Origin of the sequence: Streptomyces boninensis (assembly GCF_048572725.1) — a bacterium.
Classification (GTDB): Bacteria; Actinomycetota; Actinomycetes; order Streptomycetales; family Streptomycetaceae; genus Streptomyces; species Streptomyces boninensis.
In genome coordinates this window covers 6,867,854-6,890,831 of the sequence record NZ_CP183837.1, presented here as the reverse complement: position 1 = coordinate 6,890,831, position 22,978 = coordinate 6,867,854, and the positions used below count along the sequence as shown (strand labels likewise).

Here is a 22,978-nt window from a genome sequence, read left to right as displayed (position 1 = left end):
CGGCCGTCAGCGGCCCTCGCTCTCGCGTCTGCGGAAGCCGCCGACCAGCACCCGCAGCATCATGATCACGCTGAGTACGAGCAGGTTGTAGCCGAAGACCTCGTAGAGGCGGAGCTGGTCCGAGACCTGTGGGCCGCCGCTGCTGGCCAGCAGGACCACGGACATGAGGCCGGTGGTCGCCGCCAGTACGGCGATGAGGACCTGCTGGAGGAGGCCGGCCAGGACGCGCTGGTCCGCGGGGTCGGTGAACATCCGGGTGTTGACGGTGAACATGCCGCGCTCCAGGTCCGCCGTGATCCGGTCCACCCGGCGCGGGATGCGGCGCAGGAGCGGGATCAGCGACACCAGTTCGTCGCGCGCCGCCTGGCGCAGCGACTCCGGGCGCAGCTGCGCGGTGATCTCGCGGCCGGCGAAGGCGCGGGACTCGACCACGATGTTGAAGCCGGGGGCCAGATGGGCGAGCGTGCCCTCCAGGGTGGCGAGGGCGCGGAAGACCGCCGCCACCTCCGCCGGTACGGCGACGCCGTGGGCGGAGACGATGCGGAAGAGGTCCGTGAACATCTCCACGTCGGGCGTCAGCCCCGGCCCCAGGTGGCGGGCCATGAAGCGGCCCAGTGAGCGCTCCAGGGACTCGCCGTCCACCGCGTCCGAGCGGTCCATGATCTCGATGAAGGCGTCCCGCAGGCCCGCCGGGTCGCGCTGGTCGATGCCGACCAGGAGGCGTTGCAGCGAGCCCTGGAGCTGGGTATCCAGGCGGCCGACCGAGCCGAAGTCGATCAGGGCGAGGGAGTCGTCGGGCAGCAGGAGGATGTTGCCGGGATGCGGGTCGGCGTGGAAGACGCCGTCGACCATGATCTGGCGGAGCAGGGCTTCGAGGAGCGTACGGGCCAGGGCGTCGCGGTCCGTACCGCGTGCGGCCAGGGCCGCGTCCGCGCTGCCCAGCGGGATGCCGTCGAGGGCCTCCATGACCAGGACCCGGGCCGTGGTCAACTCACCGTGCACCTGCGGGAGTCGTACGGGCGAGCGGTCGCCGCCCGCGGCGGCGACGGTGGCGAGGTTACGGGCCTCGATGCGGAAGTCGAGCTCTTCCCGGAGCGAGTCGGCGAAGCCCTCGGCCAGGTCGACCGCGCCGATGCCGCGGGCCCAGGTGAAGCGGCGCTGCAGGGTGCGGGCGATTCGCCGCACGATGTCGAGGTCGCGGTCGACGATGCGTACGATCCCGGGGCGCTGCACCTTCACCACCACCGGACGGCCGTCGGGCAGCGTCGCCCGGTGCACCTGGGCGATGGAGGCGGCGGCGAGGGGGGTGGGGTCGAAGTCCGTGAAGACTTCTTCGGGGGCGGCGCCGAGTTCCGTGTGCAGCTGCTCGCGCACCTGCTCCCAGGGGGCGGGCGGGACCTCGTTCTGGAGCTTGCTCAGTTCGTCGATGAACTCCTGGGGCAGCAGGTCCCGGCGGGTGGAGAGCAGTTGGCCGAGCTTGACGAAGGTGACGCCGCTGCCCTCCAGGGTGCGGCGCAGGGCGACGGCGAAGGCGGCGTTGCGTTCGGGGGCGTTGCGGCTGGGGCGGTCGGCGGCGAAGCGGGGCAGCCCTGAGCGGGTGGAGACGGCGCTGACCTGGGCGTACCGCCGGGCGCGGAGGATGCGGCGGTAGAGCTCCTTGGCCAGGCCGACCGGGCCGAGGCCGCTGGGGACGAATGTCTCCAGCAGGAGCAGCATCAGCATGGTGAGGGCGAGCGTGACGCCCCAGAAGACGGTCGCCAGGGACCATTCGTTGTCCTGCCCCATGTAGCGGCCCACCGTGGAGCCGCTGACCGTGATGGCGACGAGCGTGCAGAACGCGATCCTGAGCACCCCGGACCGCAGGTTCAGCAGCCGCCGGGCGAGCAGCGCCGGGACGAAGGTGAAGAGGAACCCGAAGAAGAACGACGGGATCATGAACTCGGGCGACGGCGGGCCGGACTGGCCGGGCGTGGCAAGCAGGGCGATGCTCATCGATCCATCGAACGTGAGGGAACGTCCGCCACGGCGGCCGACACGCCCCGGCCTCCCTCGCGGGAAGCGCGCTCGTCGGCATCCGCCAGCCAGAACAGCACCGGCGGGAGGGCCAGCTCGATCACGGACAGCGCCACTTGGAACGGGTGCGGCCACCCGTGCACGGCCAGCGACAGCAGCCGCCCCACGCCACCCAGCAGGAACACCGCCGCAAGCCACCGCACCACGTGCGCCGGAATGGGATCCTGCCGGACCGCCCACAGCCACACCAGCCCGTACCCGGCGAAGATCGCGCCGAAGAACCGGCCCAGGCTGTCGAGGGTCGCGCCGGCGTCGGCCTCGCCGGGAATCGCGGCATTGCCGCCGATCACATGGAACAGGCCGATCGCCACGCAGGCGACGCCCATCACCCACGCGGACATCCGCAGTGCTTTGGCCATGACTCCCCCTGACTCTTAGTTGACACACGTCTACTAAGGACGAGTCTAGCCACCGCTAGTAGATGCGTGTCAACTAAGCTGGACGCGTGACACCCCGCCGCCGCCTGACCCCCGCCGACCGCCGCGCCCAGCTGCTCGCCGTCGGCGCCCGCCGCTTCGCCGCCACCCCGTACGACGACGTGCTCATGGAGGACGTCGCGCAGGAGGCCGGGGTGTCCCGCGCCCTGCTCTACCGGCACTTCTCCAGCAAGCACGCGCTCTTCGCGGCGGTGTACCAGGAGGCGTCCGACCGGCTGCTGGAGGCGACCACCTTCGACCCGGAAGCCACGCTCGTCGAACAGCTCACCCAGGGCCTGGACGCCCACTTCGACTACTTCATCGAGAACCGCCAGGCCGTGCTGGCCGCGAACCGGGTGCTCGCGGGCGACCCCGTCATCCAGACGATCATGACGGACGAACTCGACGCCCTGCGCTCACGCCTGCTCGGCGTGCTCCCGCTCGCCGACGAGCGCATGCACGATGCCGTCTCCGCGGCGCTCAAGGCGTGGCTGGTGTTCGTGCAAGTGCTGGTGGTGGACTGGCTCACGCGCGAGACCTGCACCCGGACGGAGCTCCGCGACACGTGCATCGGGGCCGCGGTGGGCGCCTTGCGCCCGCTGCTCCCCGAGGACACCGCCTTCGGCTAGGGGGCTTGGCTCAGTAGGCCGCCCAGGATCAGGTCGGTCATCAGGTCGTGGTCGTCGGTGTCGTCGGGGCGGCCGAAGAGGCGGGCGAGGGGGAGTTGGCCGTACATGCCGACCGGGCCGGTGACCAGGAAGTGGAAGAGGTACCAGGGCATGGGTCTGAGCGTGCCGTCCGCCACGAGCCGGTCGAAGAGGGGCTTCATCACGTCGTTGAAGGGCGCCATCAGCGCGTAAAGGTGCGTCAGGCGCGGGGACTCCGCCCCCGCCTCGTAATTGATCAGGCGGGCGAAGTGGGCGGAGTGGGGGGAGCGTGCCGCGGCTCGGTGGAAGGCCCGGGCGGCGGCTGCCAGGCGCTCGAGGTCGCCGCGGCCGTCGTCGGCGAGCGCGGCGGCCACCTCGGGCCGGATCGGGTCGAGGGCGTATTCCACCACGGCCTTCCAGAAGGCCTCCTTGGTGCCGTAGCGGTCGGAGATGAACGTGTGCCCCATGCCCAGGCGGGCGCTGAGCCGTCGTACGGACGCCGCCTCGTAACCCAGCTCGGCGAAGGCCTCAAGGCCCAGCCGGAGCACCTGCTCCAGCTGCGGCGTCGGCTCATCCGCGGCCGGCCTGCCCGGGCCTCGCCGCCGGCTCGGCAGCTGCGTCATGCCGGGGCTCCGCCGCTGATCAGCAGGTGCTGGCCGCTGATCCAGCGGGCGAGCGGGCCGGCGAAGTACTCGGCGGCGTCGGCGACATCCTCCGGGGTGCCGAAGCGGCCTTCGAGGGGCCGGCCGGCCGCGAGCATCGCGCGCATGGGGTGGTCGTCGGGGACGTCGGTGAAGACCCCGGCGCCTTCGATGGCGGTGGGGATGACGGAGTTGACCGTGATGCCGCGTCCGCCGACTTCCTGGGCCAGGACCTCGACGACGTAGCGGGGGGCCATTTTGCTGGAGCCGTACAAGCCGACACCGGCCTGCGCCAGCGCGGTGGTGCTGGAGCCGACGTACAGGATCCGGCCGTGGTCGGCGATGTGCCGGGCCGCCTTCTGCAGGGTGAAGAAGGCACCCTTGGAATTGATGGCGAAGAGCCGGTCGAACTGCTCCTCCGTCACCTCGCTGATCGGCTGGTCAACGATCTCCACGCCGGCATTGGCGACGACGATGTCCAGCTTCCCGAAGGCCGCGATGGACTGCCGGAACAGGCTCTCCAGCGCCTCCAGATCGCTGACATCGGCCTTGACCGCGATGGCTTCCGCACCCAGGGCACGGATGTCCGCCACCGTCCGGCCCGCGGCCTCCTCATTGCCGGCGTAGTTGACCACCACCTGAGCGCCGAGCGATCCGTAGCGCAGGGCGATGGCGCGGCCGATGCCGCGGGCCGAGCCGGTGATGAGAGCCGTCTTGTCGTGCAGATCGGTCACGGTGAACACCTGCTTCGTCGTGGCGGCCAGCGGTCACAGGGCGGCGTGCTCGGGGAGCAGTTCCTGGATGCCGATGCGGTGGTAGAACTCGGCGCGGACGCGGTCGTAGACGGTGTGGCCGGCGCGGGCCAGCGCGCGGGCGGTCAGGTTACCGAAGCCGCTGGAGGCGCCGGTGATGACGACGGTCTGCGCAGTGCTCATGGGGGCGTTTCCTTCCGGTGGCGGTGCGGGTCGACCGGTCCTGGGAGGGGATCAGGGAGGGGGGTCAGGCGAGACCTCCGTTGGCGAACAGGGTCTGGCCGTTGATCCAGCGGGCCGGGCCGGCGAGGAAGGCGACGGTTTCCGCGATGTCTTCGGGCTGGCCGAGGCGCTCCAGGGGGGCGGCCTTGGCGAGTTGGGCGATGGTCTGCTCGTCCTTGCCGTCGAGGAAGAGCGGCGTGGCGGTGGGGCCCGGCGCGACGGTGTTGACGGTGATGTCGCGGCCGCGCAGCTCCCGGGCCAGGACGGGAGCCAGGGCTTCCACCGCGGCCTTGGAGGCCACGTAGGCGCCGTAGGTGGGGAAGCTCGTCCGGGTGACGGTGGTGGAGAAGTTGATCAGAGCGCCGCCCTTGCGCAGGCGGCGGGCCGCCTGCTGCGAGACGACGAAGGTGCCGCGGATGTTGGTGCGGTGCATACGGTCCAGCGCGTCCAGGTCGAGTTCCGCGACCGGCGAGAGGATCATGATGCCGGCGGTGTTCACCACGACGTCGATGCCGCCGAAGTCACGCTCGATGTCGTCGAACAGCGACTGCATGGCCGTCTCGTCGGCAATGTCGCCGCCGAGGGCGGCAGCGCGGCCGCCCGCTGCGGTGATCTCCTCGACCAGCTGCTCGGCGGGTGCCTGGCGGCCCGCGTAGTGGACGACGACGGCCATGCCGTCGCGCGCCAGGCGCCGCGCGGTGGCGCTTCCGATGCCTCCGGAGGCGCCGGTGACCAGGGCGACACGCTGTGGAATTTCCTTTTCATCCATACTTGCCAGCTTAATCCGACACCTGCCGGATTTCCTGGCGAACATTCCGTGGACGTCTTGGGTGCATCCGCTCGGGTGGTGGGAGGCGCGGGTTCAATGGCAATCATGATGCGTACACGAACGTCATCCGCCGCCGTCGCCGTGGCCGCCGCTGCTTGCATGTTCGCCGTTCTCACGTCGTGTTCCTCGGATTCCGAGGACGGATCTTCCGCCGAGGGCAAGCCCGGCAAGGCGGCCTCCAAGCCCGACCCCACCAAGTCGGCCAAGCCGAAGCCCTCGCCGACCGGGCCCTGCGCCGACGGGACCTGCGAGATCAAGGTCGCCGTGGGAGACACCGTGACCGTGCCGCACACGTACGGCCTCGGGCCGATCAAGGTGAAGTCGATCGGCGACGGCAGAGTCGACATGGCCGCCCAGCTGACCGGGTCGGGCTACAGCGTCTCGGGCTGCTCCGGTGGCGGCGGCGTCTCGTCGGCGGGCGGCGGCGGTGTCGGATTCAGCTGCGGCGAGGGACCCGCCGCCACCATCAACGACGCCATGAGCCTGAAGGTCGTCGACATCGCCGACGCGGCCGCCGTCCTGCGCATCAAACCCGCCGGCTGACGCACCGCCCCGCCACACCCGTACGGCAGGCCCTAAGTGGACTCCCGGACCACCAGCTCCGTCGGCAGCGTGAGCTGCCGGGCGCCCGTCGGTCGCGCCGCCGGCGACGCGGCCGCCGCGATGTCCTCCAGGAGGATGCGGGCCATCGTCCGGCCCAGTTCCTCGACCGGCTGACGGACCGTGGTCAGCGGCGGGTTGGTGTGGCGGGCCAGGACCGAGTCCTCGAAGCCGACCACCGCGACCTCCGAAGGCACCCCGCGGCCCTGCCTGCGCAGCTCGGCCAGCGCCCCGACCGCCATCAGGTCGGATGCCGCGAATACGGCGTCGAGATCCGGCGTGCGTTCAAGAAGCGAACGCATTGCTTCCTCTCCACCCAGCTCCGTGAAATCACCCACCGCGATCAGCGCCTCATCGGCCGGCACCCCCGCCTCCTCATGGGCGGCGCGCCAGCCCGCCAGCCGGCTGCAGCCCACGTCCATGTCGAGGGCCCCGGTGATGGTCGCGATCCGCCGTCGCCCCCGCCCCAGCAGGTGCCGTACGGCCGCGGTCGCGCCTCCCGCGTTGTCCGAGTTGACGTAGCTCAGCTGCTCGTCGGCGTCCCGCCGGCCGGCCAGCACGGTGGGCAGGCCGATCTGCTCGAGCTGCGCCGGCAGCCGGTCGTGCGTGTGCACCGAGACCAGGAGCACGCCGTCCACCCGGCGGGTCTCCACGGATGCGGTCAGCTGATCGCGTTCCGTCTGGTCGCGTACGAGCATGAGCTGCAGCTGGGTCCCGGTCTCGGCAAGTGCGCCGCTCACGCCGCGGATCAGCGCGGCGAAGAACGGCTCCGAGCCGAGCCGGCTCTCCGACTCGGGGATGACCAGGGCCACCGCGTTGGTCCGGCTGGTGACCAGGCCGCGCGCCACCGAGTTCGGTACGTAGTTGAGCTCCTTGATCGCCGCGAGGACCCGGTCACGGGCGTCCGAACTCACCAGCTCCGAGCCGTTGATGACACGCGACACCGTCGTCCGGCCCACCCCCGCGCGGGCGGCGACCGTCTTGATCGTCGGACGACCTTTCTCTGCCATGCGCCCCTCTCCCTGACCGCCTGCGTGACCTGCGGCAATCATGGCAGAAGCCGCGCCCGCGACAGCAGCCCTCCGTGCGTATGAAGCACACACAACGAGCGGCTGAACGCAGCAAGTTGTCTTCACCTTATTGACATAGGTGGCGAGTTGGAAGAGTCTTCAACCACCGATTGGGCACGTTCCCACCCCACTATGGGAACGTACCCACTTCGCGTTGGGCACGTTCCCAACCAATTGATCTTCCCACCGAAAACGGTGGAGCCGCAGCCGCTGCACACAGTCATCCGGCACTCCCGTGCGCCAGCACTCCGGTGCGCCGGCGCCGCCGCAAGGAGGAAGCACACACATGGGCACTGTTCACAGGTCGTTGCGTACCAGGGGGTTGGCAGCGGGCGCCGTCGCCGCCGCGCTGGCTCTCGTCGCCGCCGGCTGCGGCGGCGGCGAGAGCTCCTCGACCGGCGGCGGCAAGAAGGACGGCAAGGTCACCATCACCATGGGCCTGTACGGGGTGATGGGCTTCAAGGAGACCGGGCTGATCGAGCAGTACGAGAAGGAGCACCCCGAGGTCGACATCAAGGCCGAGATAGCCGGCGACGAGCAGACGTACTACACCGCACTGCAGACCCATCTGGCCGGCGGCAAGGGCCTCAAGGACATCCAGGGCATCGAGATCCTGCGCGCCAAGGAGATCACCGAGACCCAGTCCGCGAAGTTCGCCGACTTCAAGGACGTGAAGAACACCGATCACTTCCTGCCCTGGAAGCAGTCCCAGATCACCACGGAGGACGGCAAGGTCCTCGGCCTCGGCACGGACATCGGCCCGATGGCCGTCTGCTACCGGAAGGACTACTTCAAGCAGGCCGGCCTGCCCACCGACCGCGACGAGGTCGCGAAGCTGTGGGAGGGCGACTGGAAGAAGTACGTGGAGACCGGCCGCACGTTCAAGAAGGACTTCAAGGGCAGCAAGGTCGCCTACATGGACTCGTCCAGCGGCCTGTTCAACGCCATGGTGTACGGCCACGAGCAGCAGTTCTACAACGAGAAGGGCGACCTGATCTTCGACAAGAACCCGGCCGTGAAGGCGGCCTGGGGCCTGTCGGCCGACGCCGCCGAGGACGGGCTGACCGCGAAGCTCCGGCAGTTCCAGCCCGGCTGGGACCCCGGTCTGGCCAACGGCACCTTCGCCACCGCTGTCTGCCCGGCCTGGATGCTCGCCCACATCAGCGAGAAGGCAGGCAAGAAGAACGCCGGCAAATGGGACGTCGCCAAGGCCCCGCAGGGCGCCAACTGGGGCGGCTCCTTCCTGGGCGTGGTCGAGAACAGCCCCGTAAAGGAAGAGGCTAAGAAGCTCGCCGCCTGGCTCACCGCTCCCGAGCAGCAGGCGCACATCTTCAAGGACCTGGGCAGTGTGCCGTCCTCGAAGGCGGCCCTGGACAGCCCCGAGGTCAAGAAGGTCAGCTCCAAGTACTTCAGCGGCGCGCCGATCGGCCAGATCTTCGGTGACGCCGCGAAGGAGATCCCGGACAAGCAGGTCCTCGGCCGCAAGGACGGCACGATCAAGGACACCTTCTCGCAGGGCCTGGCGCTGATCGAGCAGCAGGGCACCGCGCGCAAGGAGGCGTGGGACACCACCGCGGAGCGCATCGACAAGGCCGTCGGCTGACCGAAGGCCAAGCCGTCCGGGCCCGTTCCAGAGCTCCCGCCGCGGGCCGGGCCCGGACCGGCGCAACCATCCGCACCCAGGAAGGACTCACTGCGGTGGCCACCACCACCTCCACCACCAAGCCCGGAGCCGATGAGGGCCGGCAGCGCCGCCTCGCCCTGCTGCACCGCCTCGACGTCAAAGGCACGCCCTATGCGTTCGTCGCCCCGTTCTTCATCGTCTTCGCCGCCTTCAGCTTCTACCCGCTGATCTACACGTCCTGGATCTCACTGCACCGGGTCGAACTGGCCACCCTCGACGTCATGGAGTGGGTGGCGTTCGACAACTACGTCGAGCTCTGGGGCGACGAGCGGTTCTGGAACGCCCTGTGGAACACGATCACCATCGGGATCCTCTCCACGGTGCCGCAGCTGCTCATGGCGCTCGGCCTGGCCCATCTCCTCAACTACCGCATGCGCGCCTCGCTGTTCTTCCGGGTCGCCACGCTGGTGCCGTACGCCACCTCGGTCGGCGCCGCCGCCCTCGTGTTCACCATGCTCTTCGAGCGCGACTTCGGCATGATCAACTGGGCGCTCGGTGTGGTCGGCATCGACCCGGTGGACTGGGAGGCCGACAAGTGGCCCGCCCAGATCGCCATCTCCACCATCGTCATCTGGCGCTGGACCGGCTACAACGCGCTGCTCTATCTGGCCGCGATGCAGGCCATCCCAGCCGACCGGTACGAGGCCGCCGCGATCGACGGCGCCTCCCGCTGGAAGCAGTTCACCCACGTCACCGTGCCGGGGATCCGCTCCACCATCGTCTTCACCATCGTGCTCTCCACGATCGGCGCGACCCAGCTGTTCGGCGAGCCGCTGATCTTCGGCCAGGGCCCGAACGGGGTGACCGGCGGCGCCGACAACCAGTACCAGACCCTCGGCCTGCTGCTCTACGAGGAGGGCTGGAAGAACTACCAGATGGGCCGCTCCGCGACCGTCGCCTGGGTGATGTTCCTGCTGCTCGTCCTCGCTTTCGCGGCCCAGCGCCTGATCACCCGCCTGCGCCGCTCCCGTACGTCCTGACCAGGAGTCGCCATGACCACAGACAGTCTCCCGGCCCGGACACACGCACCGGCCCGGACCGCCAAGCCCGACGCACAGGCCCGCCGCCGCCGGCTGCTGCGGCCGCGCGCCGGCCGCCAGCACCACGCGGGACCGCTCGCGTACGCGCTGCTCGTCATCGCCGCGATCGTGTCGATCTTCCCGCTGTACTGGACGATGGTGGCCGCCTCGACCGACAACACCCGGGTCACTCAGTCGCCGCCGCCGTTCCTGCCGGGCCCGAACCTGTTCAGCAATCTGGCCAAGGCCTGGGACGAGGCGGCCATGGGCAAGGCCATGGTCAACAGCCTGATCGTGGCCGGGGTCATCGCCCTGTCCACCGTGCTCTTCGCCACCCTCGCCGGATTCGCCTTCGCCAAGCTGCGGTTCAAGGGCCGTAACGCGCTGATGATGCTGGTGATCGGCACCATGATGGTGCCGCCGCAACTCGGTGTCGTACCGCTGTTCATGATGATGTCCGAGCTGGGCTGGCAGCAGCAGCTGCCGGCGGTGATCTTCCCGACCCTGGTGAGCGCGGTCGGGGTGTTCTTCATGCGGCAGTACCTGTCGGAGGCGCTGCCGGACGAGCTCGTCGAGGCGGGCCGGGTGGACGGCGCGCACTCGCTGCGGATCTTCTGGTCGATCGTGCTGCCGATCGCGCGGCCGCCGATGGCCGTGCTGTTCATGATCACGTTCGTGCACGCGTGGAACGACTTCTTCTGGCCGTTCGTGGTGCTCGACATGTCCAACCCGACCGTGCCGGTCGCCCTCACCCAGCTCAGCGCCGGATACGTCCGCGACCAGTCGCTGATCATGGCGGGCGCGCTGCTGGGCACGCTGCCGCTGCTCGCGATGTTCATCGTCTTCGGGCGGCAGATCGTCAGCGGCATCATGCAGGGCGCGGTGAAGGGCTGACCGTCGCTCCCCCTCCCTATCAACCACCCCCGTACGAAAGGACTTTCGTGGCCGCCGCAACACCCCCGACCACGTCCGCGCAGGACTCCGCCCGCCGCTTCCCCGAGGACTTCCTCTGGGGCACCGCGACCGCCTCGTACCAGATCGAGGGCGCCGCCAAGGAGGACGGCCGCAGCCCCTCCATCTGGGACACATACGCCCGTACGCCCGGCCGGGTCCGCAATGGCGACACCGGCGACGTGGCGACCGACCACTACCACCGCTGGCGCGAGGACGTGGCGCTGATGGCCGGCCTCGGCGTCGGCGCGTACCGCTTCTCGCTCGCCTGGCCGCGCATCCAGCCGACCGGCCGGGGCCCCGCGGTGCAGAAGGGCCTTGACTTCTACCGGCGGCTGGTCGACGAGCTGTTGGAGAAAGGCATCGAGCCGGTGGCGACCCTCTACCACTGGGACCTGCCGCAGGAGCTGGAGGACGCGGGCGGCTGGCCGCACCGCGACACCGCCGCGCGCTTCGCCGAGTACGCCGCCCTCGCCGCGGACGCCCTCGGCGACCGGGTCCGGACCTGGACGACGCTCAACGAGCCGTGGTGCAGCGCCTTCCTGGGGTACGGATCCGGGGTGCACGCTCCCGGCCGCACCGACCCGACGGCCGCGCTGCGCGCCGCCCACCACCTCAACCTGGCCCACGGCCTCGCCGTCCAGGCGCTGCGCGGCCGCATCCGCGCCGACGCCCGCTGCTCCGTTACGCTCAACATCCACCAGGTCAGGCCGCTGACCGGCAGCGACGCCGACGCGGACGCGGCCCGCCGCATCGACGCCCTGGCCAACCGCGTCTTCACCGACCCGATGCTCCGCGGCACCTACCCGGAAGACCTCCTCAAGGACACCGCGGCGCTCACGGACTGGTCCTTCGTACGGGACGGCGACCTGAAGACGATCCAGCAGCCGCTGGACTTCCTCGGCGTCAACTACTACACGCCCACGGTGGTCTCGGAGTCCACCGACGGCGCCGGCCACGGCTCCGACGGCCACGGCGCCAGCTCGCACAGCCCGTGGCCCGCGGCGGACGACGTCGCCTTCCACCAGCCGCCGGGCGAGCGCACGGCAATGGGCTGGGCGGTGGACGCCACGGGCCTCTACGACATGCTCCTGCGCATGGCTCAGGACTACCCCCGACAGCCGCTGGTCATCACCGAGAACGGCGCCGCCTTCGACGACTACGCGGACCCCTCGGGCCAGGTCAACGACCCGGCGCGGATCGCCTACGTACGCGATCACCTGGCCGCGGTGCACCGGGCGATGGAGGACGGCGCTGACATCCGCGGCTACTTCCTGTGGTCCCTCCTCGACAACTTCGAATGGGCCCACGGCTACGGCAAGCGCTTCGGCGCGGTGTACGTCGACTACCCGACCGGCACCAGAATCCCCAAGGCCAGCGCCAAGTGGTACGCGGAGGTGGCGCGGACCGCGACGCTGCCTGGGGAGGGAACTACCGGGCGGTGATCCCCGAGTCGCGGTGATCGCCGCCACGGGCCCGCCGCCGTGAAGGCTACGCCGGCGGGCCCGTCGTCATTCCTCGACCAACAGGCGGTCGCGGAGCTTGGCCAAGGTGCGGGCCAGGAGCCGGGAGACGTGCATCTGGGACATGCCTACTTCCTCGGCGATCTGCTTTTGCGTCATATTGCCGAAGAAGCGCAGCAGCAGGATCTTCTTCTCGCGCGGCGGGAGCTCCTCGAGCAGCGGCTTCAGCGACTCGCGATGCGCCATGCCCTCGAGGGCCTCGTCCTCCCCGCCGAGGTTGTCCGCCACGGCCGGGGACTCGTCGTCCGTGTCCGGGACGTCCAGGGACAGCGTGGAGTAGGCGTTCGCCGACTCCAGGCCCTCCAGGACCTCTTCCTCGGTGATCTCCAGCTTCTCGGCGAGCTCGTGCACCGTGGGCGCCCGGCCATGCCGCTGGGAGAGCTCCGCCGTGGCAGACGTCAGGGAAAGCCGCAGCTCCTGCAGCCGGCGCGGCACCCGCACCGCCCAGCCCTTGTCGCGGAAATGCCGCTTGATCTCGCCGACGACGGTGGGGGTGGCATACGTGGAGAACTCCACGCCGCGGTCCGGGTCGAAGCGGTCCACCGACTTGATCAGCCCGATCGTGGCGACCTGGGTGAGGTCGTCCAGGGGCTCGCCGCGATTACGGAAGCGGCGGGCGAGGTGCTCGACCAGGGGCAGGTGCATCTGCACCAGCCTGTTGCGCAGCTCCGCGTACTCAGGCGTGCCCGGGGGGAGCTTGCGCAGCTCGTAAAACATGTCCCGGGCGCCGCTGCGGTCGCGCGGATCATGCCGCTCCGGCCGCTGTGAGGCGCGGGTCAAGCCAGCCTTCAGCAATGCCTCCCGCACCTCGTCCGGGAGTTGCGGATCCGTGGTGCTCCGTTCCTGCCGCACCTCTTCCAGCTTGTCCTCGACCAGGTCCGGCGGTGCAAGTCGGCGGGCCAGCTCATCGTTTCGACGCCTGAGCCAGGTGTCGAACGATTCACGGGTCGACTGCTCGTCAGTCATTTGTCACCGCCCTCCTCGTCCCCCATACCCAGGATGCGCTTCAACTGTTCGCGGGCGTGTCGAAAATTCGACCGTACCGTCGCCCCGGCGCAGTCGGTGTAGCCCGAGATCTCTGCCGTAGTGAATCCGTCGAGGTGCCACGCCATTACCTCACGCTGTCGCAACGGCAGCAGCCTGAGCGCATCCGCGACAGCGTCCTGTTCAGCCTGGTGCTGTACGTAGTGATGCGGATCCGGTGCGTGCCCGGCAAGCGGCCGCTGCGATATCGCGGCTCGGTGCAAGCGATCGCGTTCTGCCTGGCCGTTCTCATAGAGCCGCTGAGCAATACGTTTGCCTGCAACACGTACCCAGGCGCGGGGTTCTGTGATGTCGCCCCAATGCTGGAGCGCCATGATCATCGCCTCCTGGGCGGCGTCCTCTGCCAGCTGCCTTTCATAGCCCAGCACCTTCAGGTGCTGGGCCAACAGCGGGAAGTCGCGGCGAAAGAACCTCTCAAAGTCGCGACCTAAGGGCGGCATCGCTCACCGTTCCTACTCCTTCGTCATGACCGGGTCAGATGGTTGTGGGCAGCATCTGCTACCCGCGGCGGCGACGTAACCCCTGATCGATGGCAATGACGGCGGCCACGGCCACGACCGTAGCCCCGAGGGAGTGGGTGGTGGGATACACCGTCACCACGGTGGCGGTGACCATGCCGACGATCGGCGACGCGTTCTGGGCCGGCTCCTGAGGATTCGACGGCGGGGTACTGGGCTGCTGTCGGTCTGTCATGCCGTGTTGTGACAGGTGATGTTGGAAACGTGCAATCCGAGCCGCCGGGTCAGCGCCGGCTACCTCTCACTCAGGTCAGGTGGCTCTGCAGGGGGCAGGCCTTTGCGGGCGCGCAGGAAGTCGGCTTCCGCTCTTCGCATCTCGGCCTGAGCCTGGATCAGGCTGGCATCGGCATGTCCACGAGCTTGGACGAGGTCGGAGGTGTTCTGCCCTCGGGCTCTGACGAACTTGGCGAGTCCGTTGAGGATGCCGCCGACAAGGACACCAGAAGCTGTGATGACGCTGACGATTGCCACCAGCACGGGAGGCGCGTCGGAAGGGGCCAGTCCAGCGCCATTGCCGGTGTCGGCGAGGACCGCTCGCGTGCTGCTCCAGGCCACCACCAGCAGCACCATCACGATGCCGGCCCACAGCACCACTTGGATTCCCGGAGTATCACGCAACGCCTCCCAGGCTCGCCGCGGCCGCGGCAGGTCGGCGCGCAGGCGCCGTTGCTGAGCACGTTGTACCTGTCGGGCGGCGCGGTGGTCCCCGCTGCGATGGAGCGTGGCGGCGAGCTGTTCGTACGGCTGCGGCGAGTACTCGTCGGTGGCGTCCACCCACTCCAGGCGCTCGGCGATCGGGAAGCGGTCGGCCGGTATCAGGTACTCGTACGTGAACCCCTCCAGCTGCAGCCGCCCAGGAGGCGGCCAGCTGGCATAAGTGTCGGTAAGGCCTCCGACCTTGGCGCCCGACAGCACCACGCGGCCGCGCTCCGGCCGCTTGCCGGTGAAGCGCAGCTCGGGCGTCTGGATCCGGCGCAGGGCGATTTCCTGGTCCTCGTCCATGACGAAGCGGGCGCCCGTGAAGTCCACCCCCTCAACGAAGAGGCCGTCGTCCAGGCGCAATCCACCGTGGCACTCGAAGTTCCCGCCGCCGGTGTCACGCGACCGCGTGTGCCCACTGCCTGGCCCGGTGGTCGGGGTGAGGGTAAAGGAGCGGAAGACGGTCAGCTGCGGGGCATTCAGGGCCCAGCGGTCGTACGGATTGCGGATCACGCTTCCGGCGAGATTCAGGGAGTCACCGATGACCGCGCCGCGCAAGCTGACCTGCCCGTTCGACTGAAGCAGCTCGGCGGTGACTTCATGCCCGACCATGATCCCATCGGCGGCAATGGCCCGGCCCCGGCGATCCGCGCCCACGGCGAGCTGGCTGATCTGCAGGTCCGCGCCGATCCTGGCGTCGGTGAGGCGGACACCGTCGTCGACGGTGCAGCGGGACAGGTACAGATCGCCCTCCACCTGCAGCCGGGCACCCTCGAAGCGCGGAATGGCACAGGCGATGAAGCGGGCGGTGGTCACCCGGCACTCGGGGAGCAGCACCTCCCCCTCGAAGCGGCAGTTGCGCAGCTCCAGGTACCGGCGGACGTCGCCGCCGGAGAGGTCGAGCCCGCCGGTGACGCGGGCGCCGTTGAGCTTGAGGGCAGCGACACGGCCCGGGGCGGCGGCGGGGCCGTCCAAAAGGAGGAGGGCGATGACGGCGGCGCGGACGGTGCGCTCGGGGCCCCACGCCTGCGGGCCCGCCGGGTCGTCGCGGCCTGGGTCGCGTTCGCGCATGTCGAACCAGCTGCCGGTGCGATAAGCCTGCCAGAGCCCGAGCTCGGCAGCAGTCAGCCCGAGCCCCTCCGGCCGCTCTCCCGCCCCCTCGCCGTGCGCTGCGCCTGTGCTCACGCGACTCCCCTCCCCGGTCCCACACCTGCTCCGGCCGACCCGCCCTGCACGGGCCCATTCCCGCCCGGGCCAGCGGGTGAACGCTATCTGGGTCGGGCCGGGTCGTGGGGCAGCAGCAGAAGGACGTGGCGGGCAGCGGTAGTTGGCTCACCTCCGGTGGACGGTGAGCCTCGGCTTCCCCGGCGGCAGGCCGCTGGCGATGCCGGAGAGCGGGCCGTCGAGTAGCACGACGTAGCGGTCGGTCGAGGCGACGGGGGCGCCGGGGAGGGCGGGGCCGATGGGGCGGCCCTGGGCGTCCATTGCCCGGTATTGCTTGGGCTCGTCCTCCCATACGGCGCTGTTGGTGGCGAAGAAGCGGGGGCCCAGGGTGTGGGGCTGGGCGTACTCGATCCGGTCCAGCAGCTGCCGGACGGTGGCCTTGCTCTTGCCGCCCTTGCCCTTGCCCTCGCTCTTGCCGAGCTCGACGGTGACCGGATAGCCGTCCCGCTGGCCGGTCCTGGTGGAGCCGCCGGCGCCGCAGATCAGCAGCGGCTTTCCGTCGCCCGTGCAGCTGTGCAGGGCGGCGGAGGTGCGGCCTAGTTCGGTGCCGTCGGCGGCGTCGACCACCGCGGTGCCGCCGCCGTGCGGGACGAGTGCGACGCGGTCCGAGTCCGCGGCCAGCACGCCGGGCCGGTCGTAGCGGTCGCGCAGCGACCACTTCCGCTTTCCCGAGCGCGCGTCGAAGCCGACCGCGTCGGCGGTGGCCGAGCGCGCGTCCTCGTAGGGCAGGTCACGCTGTACGGCGAGGACGGTGCCGCCCGCGAGGCCGACGGGGTCGGTGCCGTCCTTGGTCCACAGTTCGCGGCGGGAGTCGAGGTCGTAGACGCGCGTGCGCTCCTTGGAGGTCTTGCCTCCCTCGGACTCCGTGATGCCGACGACGAACGCGGAGTCGTCGGCGCCCGTCAGATGGACGAAGCCGTCGCCGCTGCTGACCGGCTGGCGCCACTTCACCTTGCCGTCCTTGACCGATACGGCGGCGATCCCGGACTCGCTTTCCTCGCGCTTGGAGTAGCGCAGCAGCAGCCACTGGTCATGAGCGCCCGCGAGCTGCTGGCTTCCGAATTCATCGATGGTGGCGCCTTCGCCGATGCCGTCCTCGGAGTTCACCTCCCAGCGCTGCTTGCCGGTGGCCGCGTCGACGCCGACGACCTGGTAGCCGAGCTCGTCGTGCTCCCCCGAGTAGATCAGGGTGTCCCCGGCGAGCTCGACGCCGTGCAGCTCCTCCAGGCCGGTGTCCTTGCTCGCGTACCCGGCGTCGGGCGCCGCCCCGTATCCGACCCGGAAGCCCCACAGCGGCTTCTTCTCGTACGACAGCGGCTCGACCGTCGACTTGCCGGCCGGCTCGGGCGTCGCGGGGCCTTCGTCGCCTTCGGCGGCGCGGTGCATGATCAGGCGCTGCTCGCCCTCCTTGTCCGGCTCGGCGAGCACGGCGACATGCTTCTGCGAGGCGGCCACCGCCGGGCCGGGCAGTGCGTCGCCGCGCGTGTTCCCAGCGCGGTCGAGCGCTGCGGCGCGGCGCCCGGCCGTCCGGCCCTCGTTCTCCTCCTTCTGGCCACTGACGTAGATCCGGCCGTGGTCCACGGCGTTGACGCGCAGCGAATCGGTGCCGTCCAGCGCCTCGAAGTCCGCGCTGGACGGGGAGTTGTGCTTGCCCGCGCGGATGGTGACGAGCTGGTGCTCCTCCAGTCCTACGCAGGCGAGCAGCGAGTCGCCCTCGGTGGCGCAGTGGTGGTACGCCTCGTCGAGCCCGTCGGTCTTCCGGCCGTTGCGCGTGTCGACGACGACCCCTTGCGTCTCGCTGGCGGCGCCCTTGTTGACGCGCACCACGGCGCGGCCTTCCACGGCGGCCTCGAGCCGCGACTCCCCGTAGCGCCGCGCGAGGTCCCACTTCTTCTCACCGGTCCGCGCGTCGAGCGCGAAGACGGAGCCGCCCTCATTCTCGCTGCCCGATCCCGGCGACCACTCCTCGTCGCCCGCGCGCTCCCCCAGGGCGATGTCCCCGGCGAGCTCGTATACCCAGCCGCCGCGGTGCTTCCAGAGCTGCTTGCCTTTGGCAGTGGCGTCGAGCGCGAATGTGGTGACCTTGCCACCGGCGGAGTCGGAGGAGTCGGACGACTCGGAGGACTCGGACGACGACTGGCGCGCGGCGACCAGGACGGTGCCGCTGTCGCTGGAAAGCAGCCGCGGCTCGCCCGCCGCCGGAAGCTTCTTCCGCCACTGCACGGTGCCGTCATCAAGAGACAGCGCCGCGACACCCCACCCCTCCACGTCTTCGTCAACGCCATAGTCGCCGTCGTCCTTCATCACGGCGTACGTCACCACCACCGCCGCACGCTCGCCCGAGCCGACGAGGAAGGGCTTCGCGGCGAGGCCTTCCAGCCCGTTCTCGCGGTTGCCCTCCCCCGCCATCACCTCGGACCGGCCGTTGCCGTCCATGAGTTCCTCGCCGGTGGCGAGGGTCCAGCGCGGCTTCCCGCTGTCCGCGTCCGCGACCGAGAGCCGCTCGGCCACCAGCGGCTGCCCGGTGCTGCCGGTGACGATCGCCTTGCCGTCGCGCAGCGCGGCACCCGAGACACCCCGGATGCCGAGCTTCGTCGAATCCCACTGCGCCTTGGCGCCGACCGTAACGACCTCCACCGGGCGCTCACCATCGGGCAACTCAGCGCGATCGGAGCCGAACGAACACCCCGCCACGGCAACGACGCCCCCCACCGCGACAGCGACCCCCGCCCGCCGTAGCCCCGCACGCATCCCGTCCCCCAAGCCTTCGACACCGTGGCCGAACGATGCCGCCCGCCCCACCGGCCACACGTCCCAAAAGGCCCCACCGGTTCCACTTTCGGCCAGGCCCGAAGGCCCTTGACAGCCTCCGAGCCACCGTGCCGACGGCTACTCCGGATTGCACTGCGCCCAGATCGTCCCCGGATAGCTGATGTCGGGGCGCCAGTCCTCGATGTTCCAGGTGTTGCCCGCGAAGAGGGCGAACTGGTGGTGGCAGAGGAACTGGTCCCACAGGCCGCCGTGGTTGCGGTGGATGCCGAGGGGCTGCTGGTACTTGGCCAGGAGTTCCTCCCAGGCGGCCTGGGCGATGAAGTAGTCGGAGGGCTGGCCCTTCATGAAGTTGGTGGGTGTGATCTGCAGCGTGTACTTCTGGACCGCGTGCACCCAGACCCACTTCGCGTCCTGGATCAGGTCCTGGCCCATCCACGGGTCCGCCACCACCGGGTGGGCGGCGCCCTGGTGTCGTACGGTCTGGATCAGCTTCTCGCCCTCGATGCGGTACGTCGTGGGCACCGCCCGGCCGTCCGCGTCCTTGGCCCACGGCGCCTCGATCGCGCCCACCGGCGCCCCGCGGGCGTCCAGTACGGCGACGCTGCCGTCCTTGCCCTTGGTGAGGCGGCCGCCGTCCGGCACCTCCACCGGGTATGTGAACTCCGTGGGCGCCGCGGCGCTCTTGAGCACCGTCTGCACCCGCGCGCTGCGCTCCATCGGCTGCACGGCCAGGTCGGTGTGCGGCAGCGCGTCGGGGTAGGCGACGGTGCCGTCCGCCGCGAGCTGCGCGGGGCGCTGCGCGGCGCCCTCGGGCATGCCGACGGCCAGTGGTGCGCGGTCCTTCCCGGGGCGCGCGAGCGTGAGGGTGTCCCGGCTGTTGTCGGGCAGGTCGATGGCCGTGCCGGCGCCGCGCGCCGCCAGTCCGCGGCCGCCCGCCTCCGTACGTGCCGTAAGCATGTCCTGGCCGGCGTCGGGGGCGGCCCGCTCGATCTGCCCGGCGATGCGCTCCACGCCGTCCGCCCCATCCGCGCCGTCGTCCGCCTGGGCCGGTGCCGCCCAGCCCCAGCCCAGCAGCACCACCGCGCTCGCGGTCGTGGCCAGAGTCCGCTTCATCGCTGCTGACATGCGGTTTTCCCCCGTCTCTCATCGATCACTGCACGCGTGATCACCATGGAAACAAAGCGAACTCGACGAGGTCGATGGGGTGTTGAGCCACGTCACCTGTGAACACCCCGGGCAGGCCCGGTGAGGGCCGGGCGACCACGACGTCACGCCGCGGTGGAGGCAGCAGCGCACAGCCGGGCGCACCGCGGGCGGCCGGGATCACATTCGCCGGCTGCGCGTGGCTGAAAGGACTTCGTCGTACGCTGCGTCATGGACGCACGCAACCGACCGGATCAGCGAGGCCCAGACATGGACAGCGCAGAGTACGAGCGCCTGATCGCCGCCCGCTTCGAGCGATTCGACCAGGACGGCAATGGCTACATCGACCGCGAGGACTTCGGTGTGGCCGCCAGGGCCGTGCTGGCCGAGTTCGACACGACGGCGCGGAGTGACAAGGGGCAGGATCTGCTGGCCGGCGCGGAGGCGTTCTGGCAGGGTATGGCCGGAATCGCCGATGTCGACGGGGATCAGCGGGTGACGCGCGAGGAATTCGTCACCGGGGCCGTGAAGCGGCTGCGGGACAGCCCGCAGCGGTTCGCCGAGATCGCCCGGCCGTTCCTGCGCGCGGTGCTGCGCATCGCGGCCGGCGAGGCATCCGGCTCGGCGACCCCGGACGCCGCCGAGCGGGTTCTTCGCATCTTCGGCGTCCCGGAGGCCCCCGCCCGCACCGCCGCCGCGGCGCTGGACACCGGCGGCAGCGGCCAGATCTCCGAGGACGCGTGCGTGCAGGCCTTCGCCGCGTACTTCACGACTCCCGAGCTGGACTGACCGGGCGCTGGAGCACCTCCTCGGCGTACCAGGCGATGGTGTCGTCCAGGGTGGCGTCGAGGGCGATGGGCTCGATGCCGAAGGCCTCCTGGATCGCGCTGGAGTCCATGACCTGCGGTTCGGTGTGCTGGTAGAACAGCTCGGCGTAGGACTCCATGAAGGTCTGGTCGAACGGGCCGAAGGGCGTGGGCTCCTTCTTGATCACGAGCTGCAGCGGTCGCCCCGTCTTCTGCTCGATCAGCTGGAAGACCTCCCGGGTGGTGCGGGCGGGCGCGGTGGGCAGGTGCCAGACGCGGCCGTCGGCGTCCGGATGCTCGCCGAGGGTGGCAAGGCCCGCGGCCACGTTACGGATGTCCGTGTAGCTGTGCGGCAGGTCGATGTCGCCGAGGCCGTACACCTCGGTACCGGTGAGCGCGCCGGGGAAGACGGCGCCGCCGAGGGTGGAGTTGAGCACGCCGGGCCCGACGAAGTCCGCCGACCGGCCCAGGACGACGTGGGCGCGGCCCTCCCGGTGCGCGGCCAGGTACTTCTCGTCCAGCGCGGCGCGCATCCTGCCCTTCGCGCCGGTGGCCCGCCACGGGGTGGCTTCGGTCATCACCGCGCCGTGGGTCTCGCCGTACGGGTAAAGGGTGTCGAGGACGACCAGGCGCGCGCCTTCGGCCTCGACGGCGCCGAGTATCGCGTCCTGGATGCCGGGCATCACGTCGACCTGCAGGTGGTACGCGACGTTGACGCAGTGATAGACGACGGCGGCGCCCTTGATCGCGGCCCGGGCGCCCTCGATGGTGCCGACGTCGCCCTGGGTGCGGGTGACGCCCTCGGGGGCGGGGCCGTCCCCGGCGCGGTCGACGAGGCGGACCGCGTGCCCGCGCCGGGCCAGCTCACCGGCCAGCGTCGAGCCGGCCGGGCCGGCGCCGAGGACTACGTGCAGGTCAAGTGTGCTGGTCATGATCGAGCTCCCTTCAGGCTTGCCTAACAGTTACACACTATAACTCTAGCGAGAGGGTAGTGCGCAAGCATGTCGCGAAAGCTACGGCATGTAACCTCTCCCGCAGGAGGAGGCAGCCCCATGACATCGACAGACCGACCCCGCAGCCCCCGCGAGCGGTACCGCGACCAGACCCGCGCGGAGATCAAGGAGATCGCCGTACGCCAGCTCGCCGCAGGCGGCGTCGAGGGCGTGGCCCTGCTCCGTATCGCCAAGGAAATCGGCATGTCGGGACCCGCGCTCTACCGCTACTTCGGCAGCCGCGACGACCTGCTCACGGAGCTGATCGTCGACGCCTACAAGTCGGCCGCGGCCGCGGTCCAGGCCGCCGACGCCTCAGCGGGCGGGCGCGCGGCGCTGCACGCGCTGGCGGCGGCCATGCGCGACTGGGCGGTGGCGGAGCCGCATCTCTATCTGCTTATCCAGGGCACCCCGGTACCGGGCTTCCACGCGCCGGACGAGACCGTGGCGCACGCCCGTGCAGCCCTCGGCCCGCACCTTCCCGTCTTCGCCAAGGGGCGGCCGCGGCCGGCCGTGGAGCCGCTCGTGGACGAGTTCAGCGGCTGGCTGCGGGACGATGCCGCGGTGGCCGCGTGGGTCGGGCAGTGGACCGGACTCTCGACCGAAGACCCGGCGGCGGCCGTCGCGCTGACCGGCGCCATCACCGCCTGGCCGCAGCTGCACGGCACCGTCAGCCTGGAAGCGGCCGGCCAGTTCACCGGCATGGGACACCGGCCGGCGACGCTGCTGGCCGCTCAGGTCGACATGCTGGCCGACGCCTTCCAGCTCGAATAGCCGGCTTCACCGCTCGGCCAGCAGCCCCGGCAGCTCGTCCATCCACGCCAGCACCGCCTCCTCGTACCGGATACCGAAGGCAAGGGTGGCCGCGGCGAAGCGGTCCGGCAGGCCGGCGGCCTCCTGCTCCCGGTAATCCGCGAGCCGCTTCTCGTGCGCCGTCCGGTGCTCCGCGATGAACCCCATCAGCCGGTCGTGATCCAGCGCCGACCCGAAGGCGAGCGTGAGCAGCAGCGGATAGCGGATCTGCTCGGACCCGGGCGGCTCGGCGAGCCAGGCGGCGAAGGCGGCCCGGCCTTCGTCGGTGAGGCGGTACGGCTGCCGCGACCGCGGCCCCGCGGGCCCGGCCTCGACGAGTCCGCGCCGGGCGAGCGCGGTGAGCTCCCGGTAGACCTGGCTCCTGGTGAGGGTCCAGAAGTCGCCGATGACTTGCTGCGCGGTGCTGACCAGCTCGTATCCGCTCGCCTCCCCGGCGTGCAGGAAGCCGAGCAGGGAGGCCGCGGTCGGGTTGAGGTCGGCCATCGGGCTCTCTTCCTTGACATTCCACTGTGGACGGTGTGCCATGAAAGCACCAAGCAC

The 22,978-nt window shown here is 70.4% G+C and carries 23 protein-coding genes; 9 read left to right on the top strand and 14 right to left on the bottom strand.

Translation table 11 applies throughout. From position 1 onward, the window contains the following. Positions 1–6: 6 nt before the first annotated feature. Together ACNNMR_RS31565 and ACNNMR_RS31560 are read right to left on the bottom strand one after the other, a co-directional pair. The gene (locus tag ACNNMR_RS31565) at positions 7–1,992 is read right to left on the bottom strand and encodes an ABC1 kinase family protein (protein WP_419998098.1); all 1,986 of its coding nucleotides are present in this window, start codon (positions 1,990–1,992) and stop codon (positions 7–9) included. Next, complete coding sequence (locus ACNNMR_RS31560; protein WP_419998097.1) at positions 1,989–2,432, bottom strand: DUF4345 domain-containing protein; 444 nt, start codon at positions 2,430–2,432, stop codon at positions 1,989–1,991. The genes ACNNMR_RS31565 and ACNNMR_RS31560 overlap by 4 nt, the downstream gene beginning before the upstream one ends. A gap of 86 nt (positions 2,433–2,518) precedes the next feature. Here ACNNMR_RS31560 and ACNNMR_RS31555 point away from each other — a divergent pair, with 86 nt between their 5' ends. Further along, positions 2,519–3,118, top strand: coding sequence for a TetR/AcrR family transcriptional regulator (locus ACNNMR_RS31555; RefSeq protein ID WP_419998096.1), 600 nt, complete (start codon positions 2,519–2,521; stop codon positions 3,116–3,118). Here ACNNMR_RS31555 and ACNNMR_RS31550 read toward each other — a convergent pair. From ACNNMR_RS31550 to ACNNMR_RS31535, 4 genes are all read right to left on the bottom strand, one after another. Beyond that, the gene (locus ACNNMR_RS31550) at positions 3,115–3,759 is read right to left on the bottom strand and encodes a TetR/AcrR family transcriptional regulator (RefSeq protein ID WP_419998095.1); all 645 of its coding nucleotides are present in this window, start codon (positions 3,757–3,759) and stop codon (positions 3,115–3,117) included. The two genes, ACNNMR_RS31555 and ACNNMR_RS31550, sit on opposite strands and share 4 nt — an antisense overlap. Continuing rightward, positions 3,756–4,511, bottom strand: a complete 756-nt coding sequence (locus ACNNMR_RS31545; protein WP_419998094.1) for an SDR family oxidoreductase — start codon at positions 4,509–4,511, stop codon at positions 3,756–3,758. The genes ACNNMR_RS31550 and ACNNMR_RS31545 overlap by 4 nt, the downstream gene beginning before the upstream one ends. Before the next feature lie 33 nt (positions 4,512–4,544). After that, positions 4,545–4,712 (bottom strand): hypothetical protein, encoded by a 168-nt coding sequence (locus tag ACNNMR_RS31540; protein WP_419998093.1) that lies wholly within the window; start codon positions 4,710–4,712, stop codon positions 4,545–4,547. Positions 4,713–4,776: 64 nt separating this feature from the next. Next, positions 4,777–5,520: an SDR family oxidoreductase gene (locus ACNNMR_RS31535; RefSeq protein ID WP_419998092.1), complete on the bottom strand. Its 744-nt coding sequence runs from the start codon at positions 5,518–5,520 to the stop codon at positions 4,777–4,779. 105 nt (positions 5,521–5,625) lie between these two features. Here ACNNMR_RS31535 and ACNNMR_RS31530 point away from each other — a divergent pair, with 105 nt between their 5' ends. Then, the gene (locus ACNNMR_RS31530; RefSeq protein ID WP_419998091.1) at positions 5,626–6,123 is read left to right on the top strand and encodes a hypothetical protein; all 498 of its coding nucleotides are present in this window, start codon (positions 5,626–5,628) and stop codon (positions 6,121–6,123) included. Between the two features lie 32 nt (positions 6,124–6,155). Here ACNNMR_RS31530 and ACNNMR_RS31525 read toward each other — a convergent pair whose 3' ends face one another. Further along, entirely contained in the window at positions 6,156–7,190 is a 1,035-nt protein-coding gene (locus ACNNMR_RS31525; RefSeq protein ID WP_419998090.1) for a LacI family DNA-binding transcriptional regulator, read from the bottom strand. Between the two features lie 346 nt (positions 7,191–7,536). Between ACNNMR_RS31525 and ACNNMR_RS31520 the strand changes: the two genes are divergently transcribed. The 4 genes from ACNNMR_RS31520 to ACNNMR_RS31505 all read left to right on the top strand — a co-directional run bounded on the left by ACNNMR_RS31520 (position 7,537) and on the right by ACNNMR_RS31505 (position 12,349). Beyond that, positions 7,537–8,853, top strand: coding sequence for an ABC transporter substrate-binding protein (locus tag ACNNMR_RS31520; RefSeq protein WP_419998089.1), 1,317 nt, complete (start codon positions 7,537–7,539; stop codon positions 8,851–8,853). A gap of 95 nt (positions 8,854–8,948) precedes the next feature. Then, positions 8,949–9,914, top strand: coding sequence for a carbohydrate ABC transporter permease (locus ACNNMR_RS31515; protein ID WP_419998088.1), 966 nt, complete (start codon positions 8,949–8,951; stop codon positions 9,912–9,914). Positions 9,915–9,926: 12 nt separating this feature from the next. Beyond that, positions 9,927–10,847, top strand: a complete 921-nt coding sequence (locus tag ACNNMR_RS31510; protein ID WP_419998087.1) for a carbohydrate ABC transporter permease — start codon at positions 9,927–9,929, stop codon at positions 10,845–10,847. A gap of 47 nt (positions 10,848–10,894) precedes the next feature. Further along, complete coding sequence (locus ACNNMR_RS31505; RefSeq protein ID WP_419998086.1) at positions 10,895–12,349, top strand: GH1 family beta-glucosidase; 1,455 nt, start codon at positions 10,895–10,897, stop codon at positions 12,347–12,349. 66 nt (positions 12,350–12,415) lie between these two features. Here ACNNMR_RS31505 and ACNNMR_RS31500 read toward each other — a convergent pair whose 3' ends face one another. Continuing rightward, complete coding sequence (locus ACNNMR_RS31500) at positions 12,416–13,393, bottom strand: RNA polymerase sigma factor SigF (protein WP_419998085.1); 978 nt, start codon at positions 13,391–13,393, stop codon at positions 12,416–12,418. Beyond that, entirely contained in the window at positions 13,390–13,911 is a 522-nt protein-coding gene (locus ACNNMR_RS31495) for an RNA polymerase sigma factor (RefSeq protein ID WP_419998084.1), read from the bottom strand. The genes ACNNMR_RS31500 and ACNNMR_RS31495 overlap by 4 nt, the downstream gene beginning before the upstream one ends. Positions 13,912–14,000: 89 nt before the next feature. On the opposite strand from ACNNMR_RS31495, the gene ACNNMR_RS31490 reads away from it, so the two are divergent. Next, positions 14,001–14,123, top strand: a complete 123-nt coding sequence (locus ACNNMR_RS31490; RefSeq protein WP_419998083.1) for a hypothetical protein — start codon at positions 14,001–14,003, stop codon at positions 14,121–14,123. A 100-nt stretch (positions 14,124–14,223) separates the two neighbouring features. Here the strand turns inward: ACNNMR_RS31490 and ACNNMR_RS31485 are convergent, their stop codons facing one another. The 3 genes from ACNNMR_RS31485 to ACNNMR_RS31475 form a co-directional block, all read right to left on the bottom strand. After that, a complete protein-coding gene (locus tag ACNNMR_RS31485) occupies positions 14,224–15,873 on the bottom strand; it encodes a Yip1 family protein (RefSeq protein WP_419998082.1) in 1,650 nt (549 codons plus the stop codon). 147 nt (positions 15,874–16,020) lie between these two features. Further along, positions 16,021–18,549, bottom strand: coding sequence for a PQQ-binding-like beta-propeller repeat protein (locus tag ACNNMR_RS31480; RefSeq protein WP_419998081.1), 2,529 nt, complete (start codon positions 18,547–18,549; stop codon positions 16,021–16,023). A gap of 252 nt (positions 18,550–18,801) precedes the next feature. Beyond that, positions 18,802–19,809 carry a DUF2599 domain-containing protein gene (locus ACNNMR_RS31475; protein WP_419998080.1) on the bottom strand — a complete coding sequence of 336 codons (1,008 nt, stop codon included), beginning with the start codon at positions 19,807–19,809 and terminating at the stop codon, positions 18,802–18,804. A gap of 288 nt (positions 19,810–20,097) precedes the next feature. Here ACNNMR_RS31475 and ACNNMR_RS31470 point away from each other — a divergent pair, with 288 nt between their 5' ends. Beyond that, the gene (locus tag ACNNMR_RS31470; RefSeq protein ID WP_419998079.1) at positions 20,098–20,616 is read left to right on the top strand and encodes an EF-hand domain-containing protein; all 519 of its coding nucleotides are present in this window, start codon (positions 20,098–20,100) and stop codon (positions 20,614–20,616) included. Here ACNNMR_RS31470 and ACNNMR_RS31465 read toward each other — a convergent pair. Beyond that, positions 20,594–21,565 carry an NAD-dependent epimerase/dehydratase family protein gene (locus tag ACNNMR_RS31465; RefSeq protein WP_419998078.1) on the bottom strand — a complete coding sequence of 324 codons (972 nt, stop codon included), beginning with the start codon at positions 21,563–21,565 and terminating at the stop codon, positions 20,594–20,596. The two genes, ACNNMR_RS31470 and ACNNMR_RS31465, sit on opposite strands and share 23 nt — an antisense overlap. 120 nt (positions 21,566–21,685) lie before the next feature. Between ACNNMR_RS31465 and ACNNMR_RS31460 the strand changes: the two genes are divergently transcribed. Further along, on the top strand, positions 21,686–22,399 hold the full coding sequence (locus ACNNMR_RS31460; RefSeq protein ID WP_419998077.1) for a TetR/AcrR family transcriptional regulator: 714 nt from the start codon (positions 21,686–21,688) through the stop codon (positions 22,397–22,399). A 6-nt stretch (positions 22,400–22,405) separates the two neighbouring features. On the opposite strand, the gene ACNNMR_RS31455 is transcribed toward ACNNMR_RS31460, so the two are convergent. After that, a complete protein-coding gene (locus tag ACNNMR_RS31455) occupies positions 22,406–22,963 on the bottom strand; it encodes a PadR family transcriptional regulator (protein ID WP_419998076.1) in 558 nt (185 codons plus the stop codon). Between the last annotated feature and the right edge of the window lie 15 nt (positions 22,964–22,978).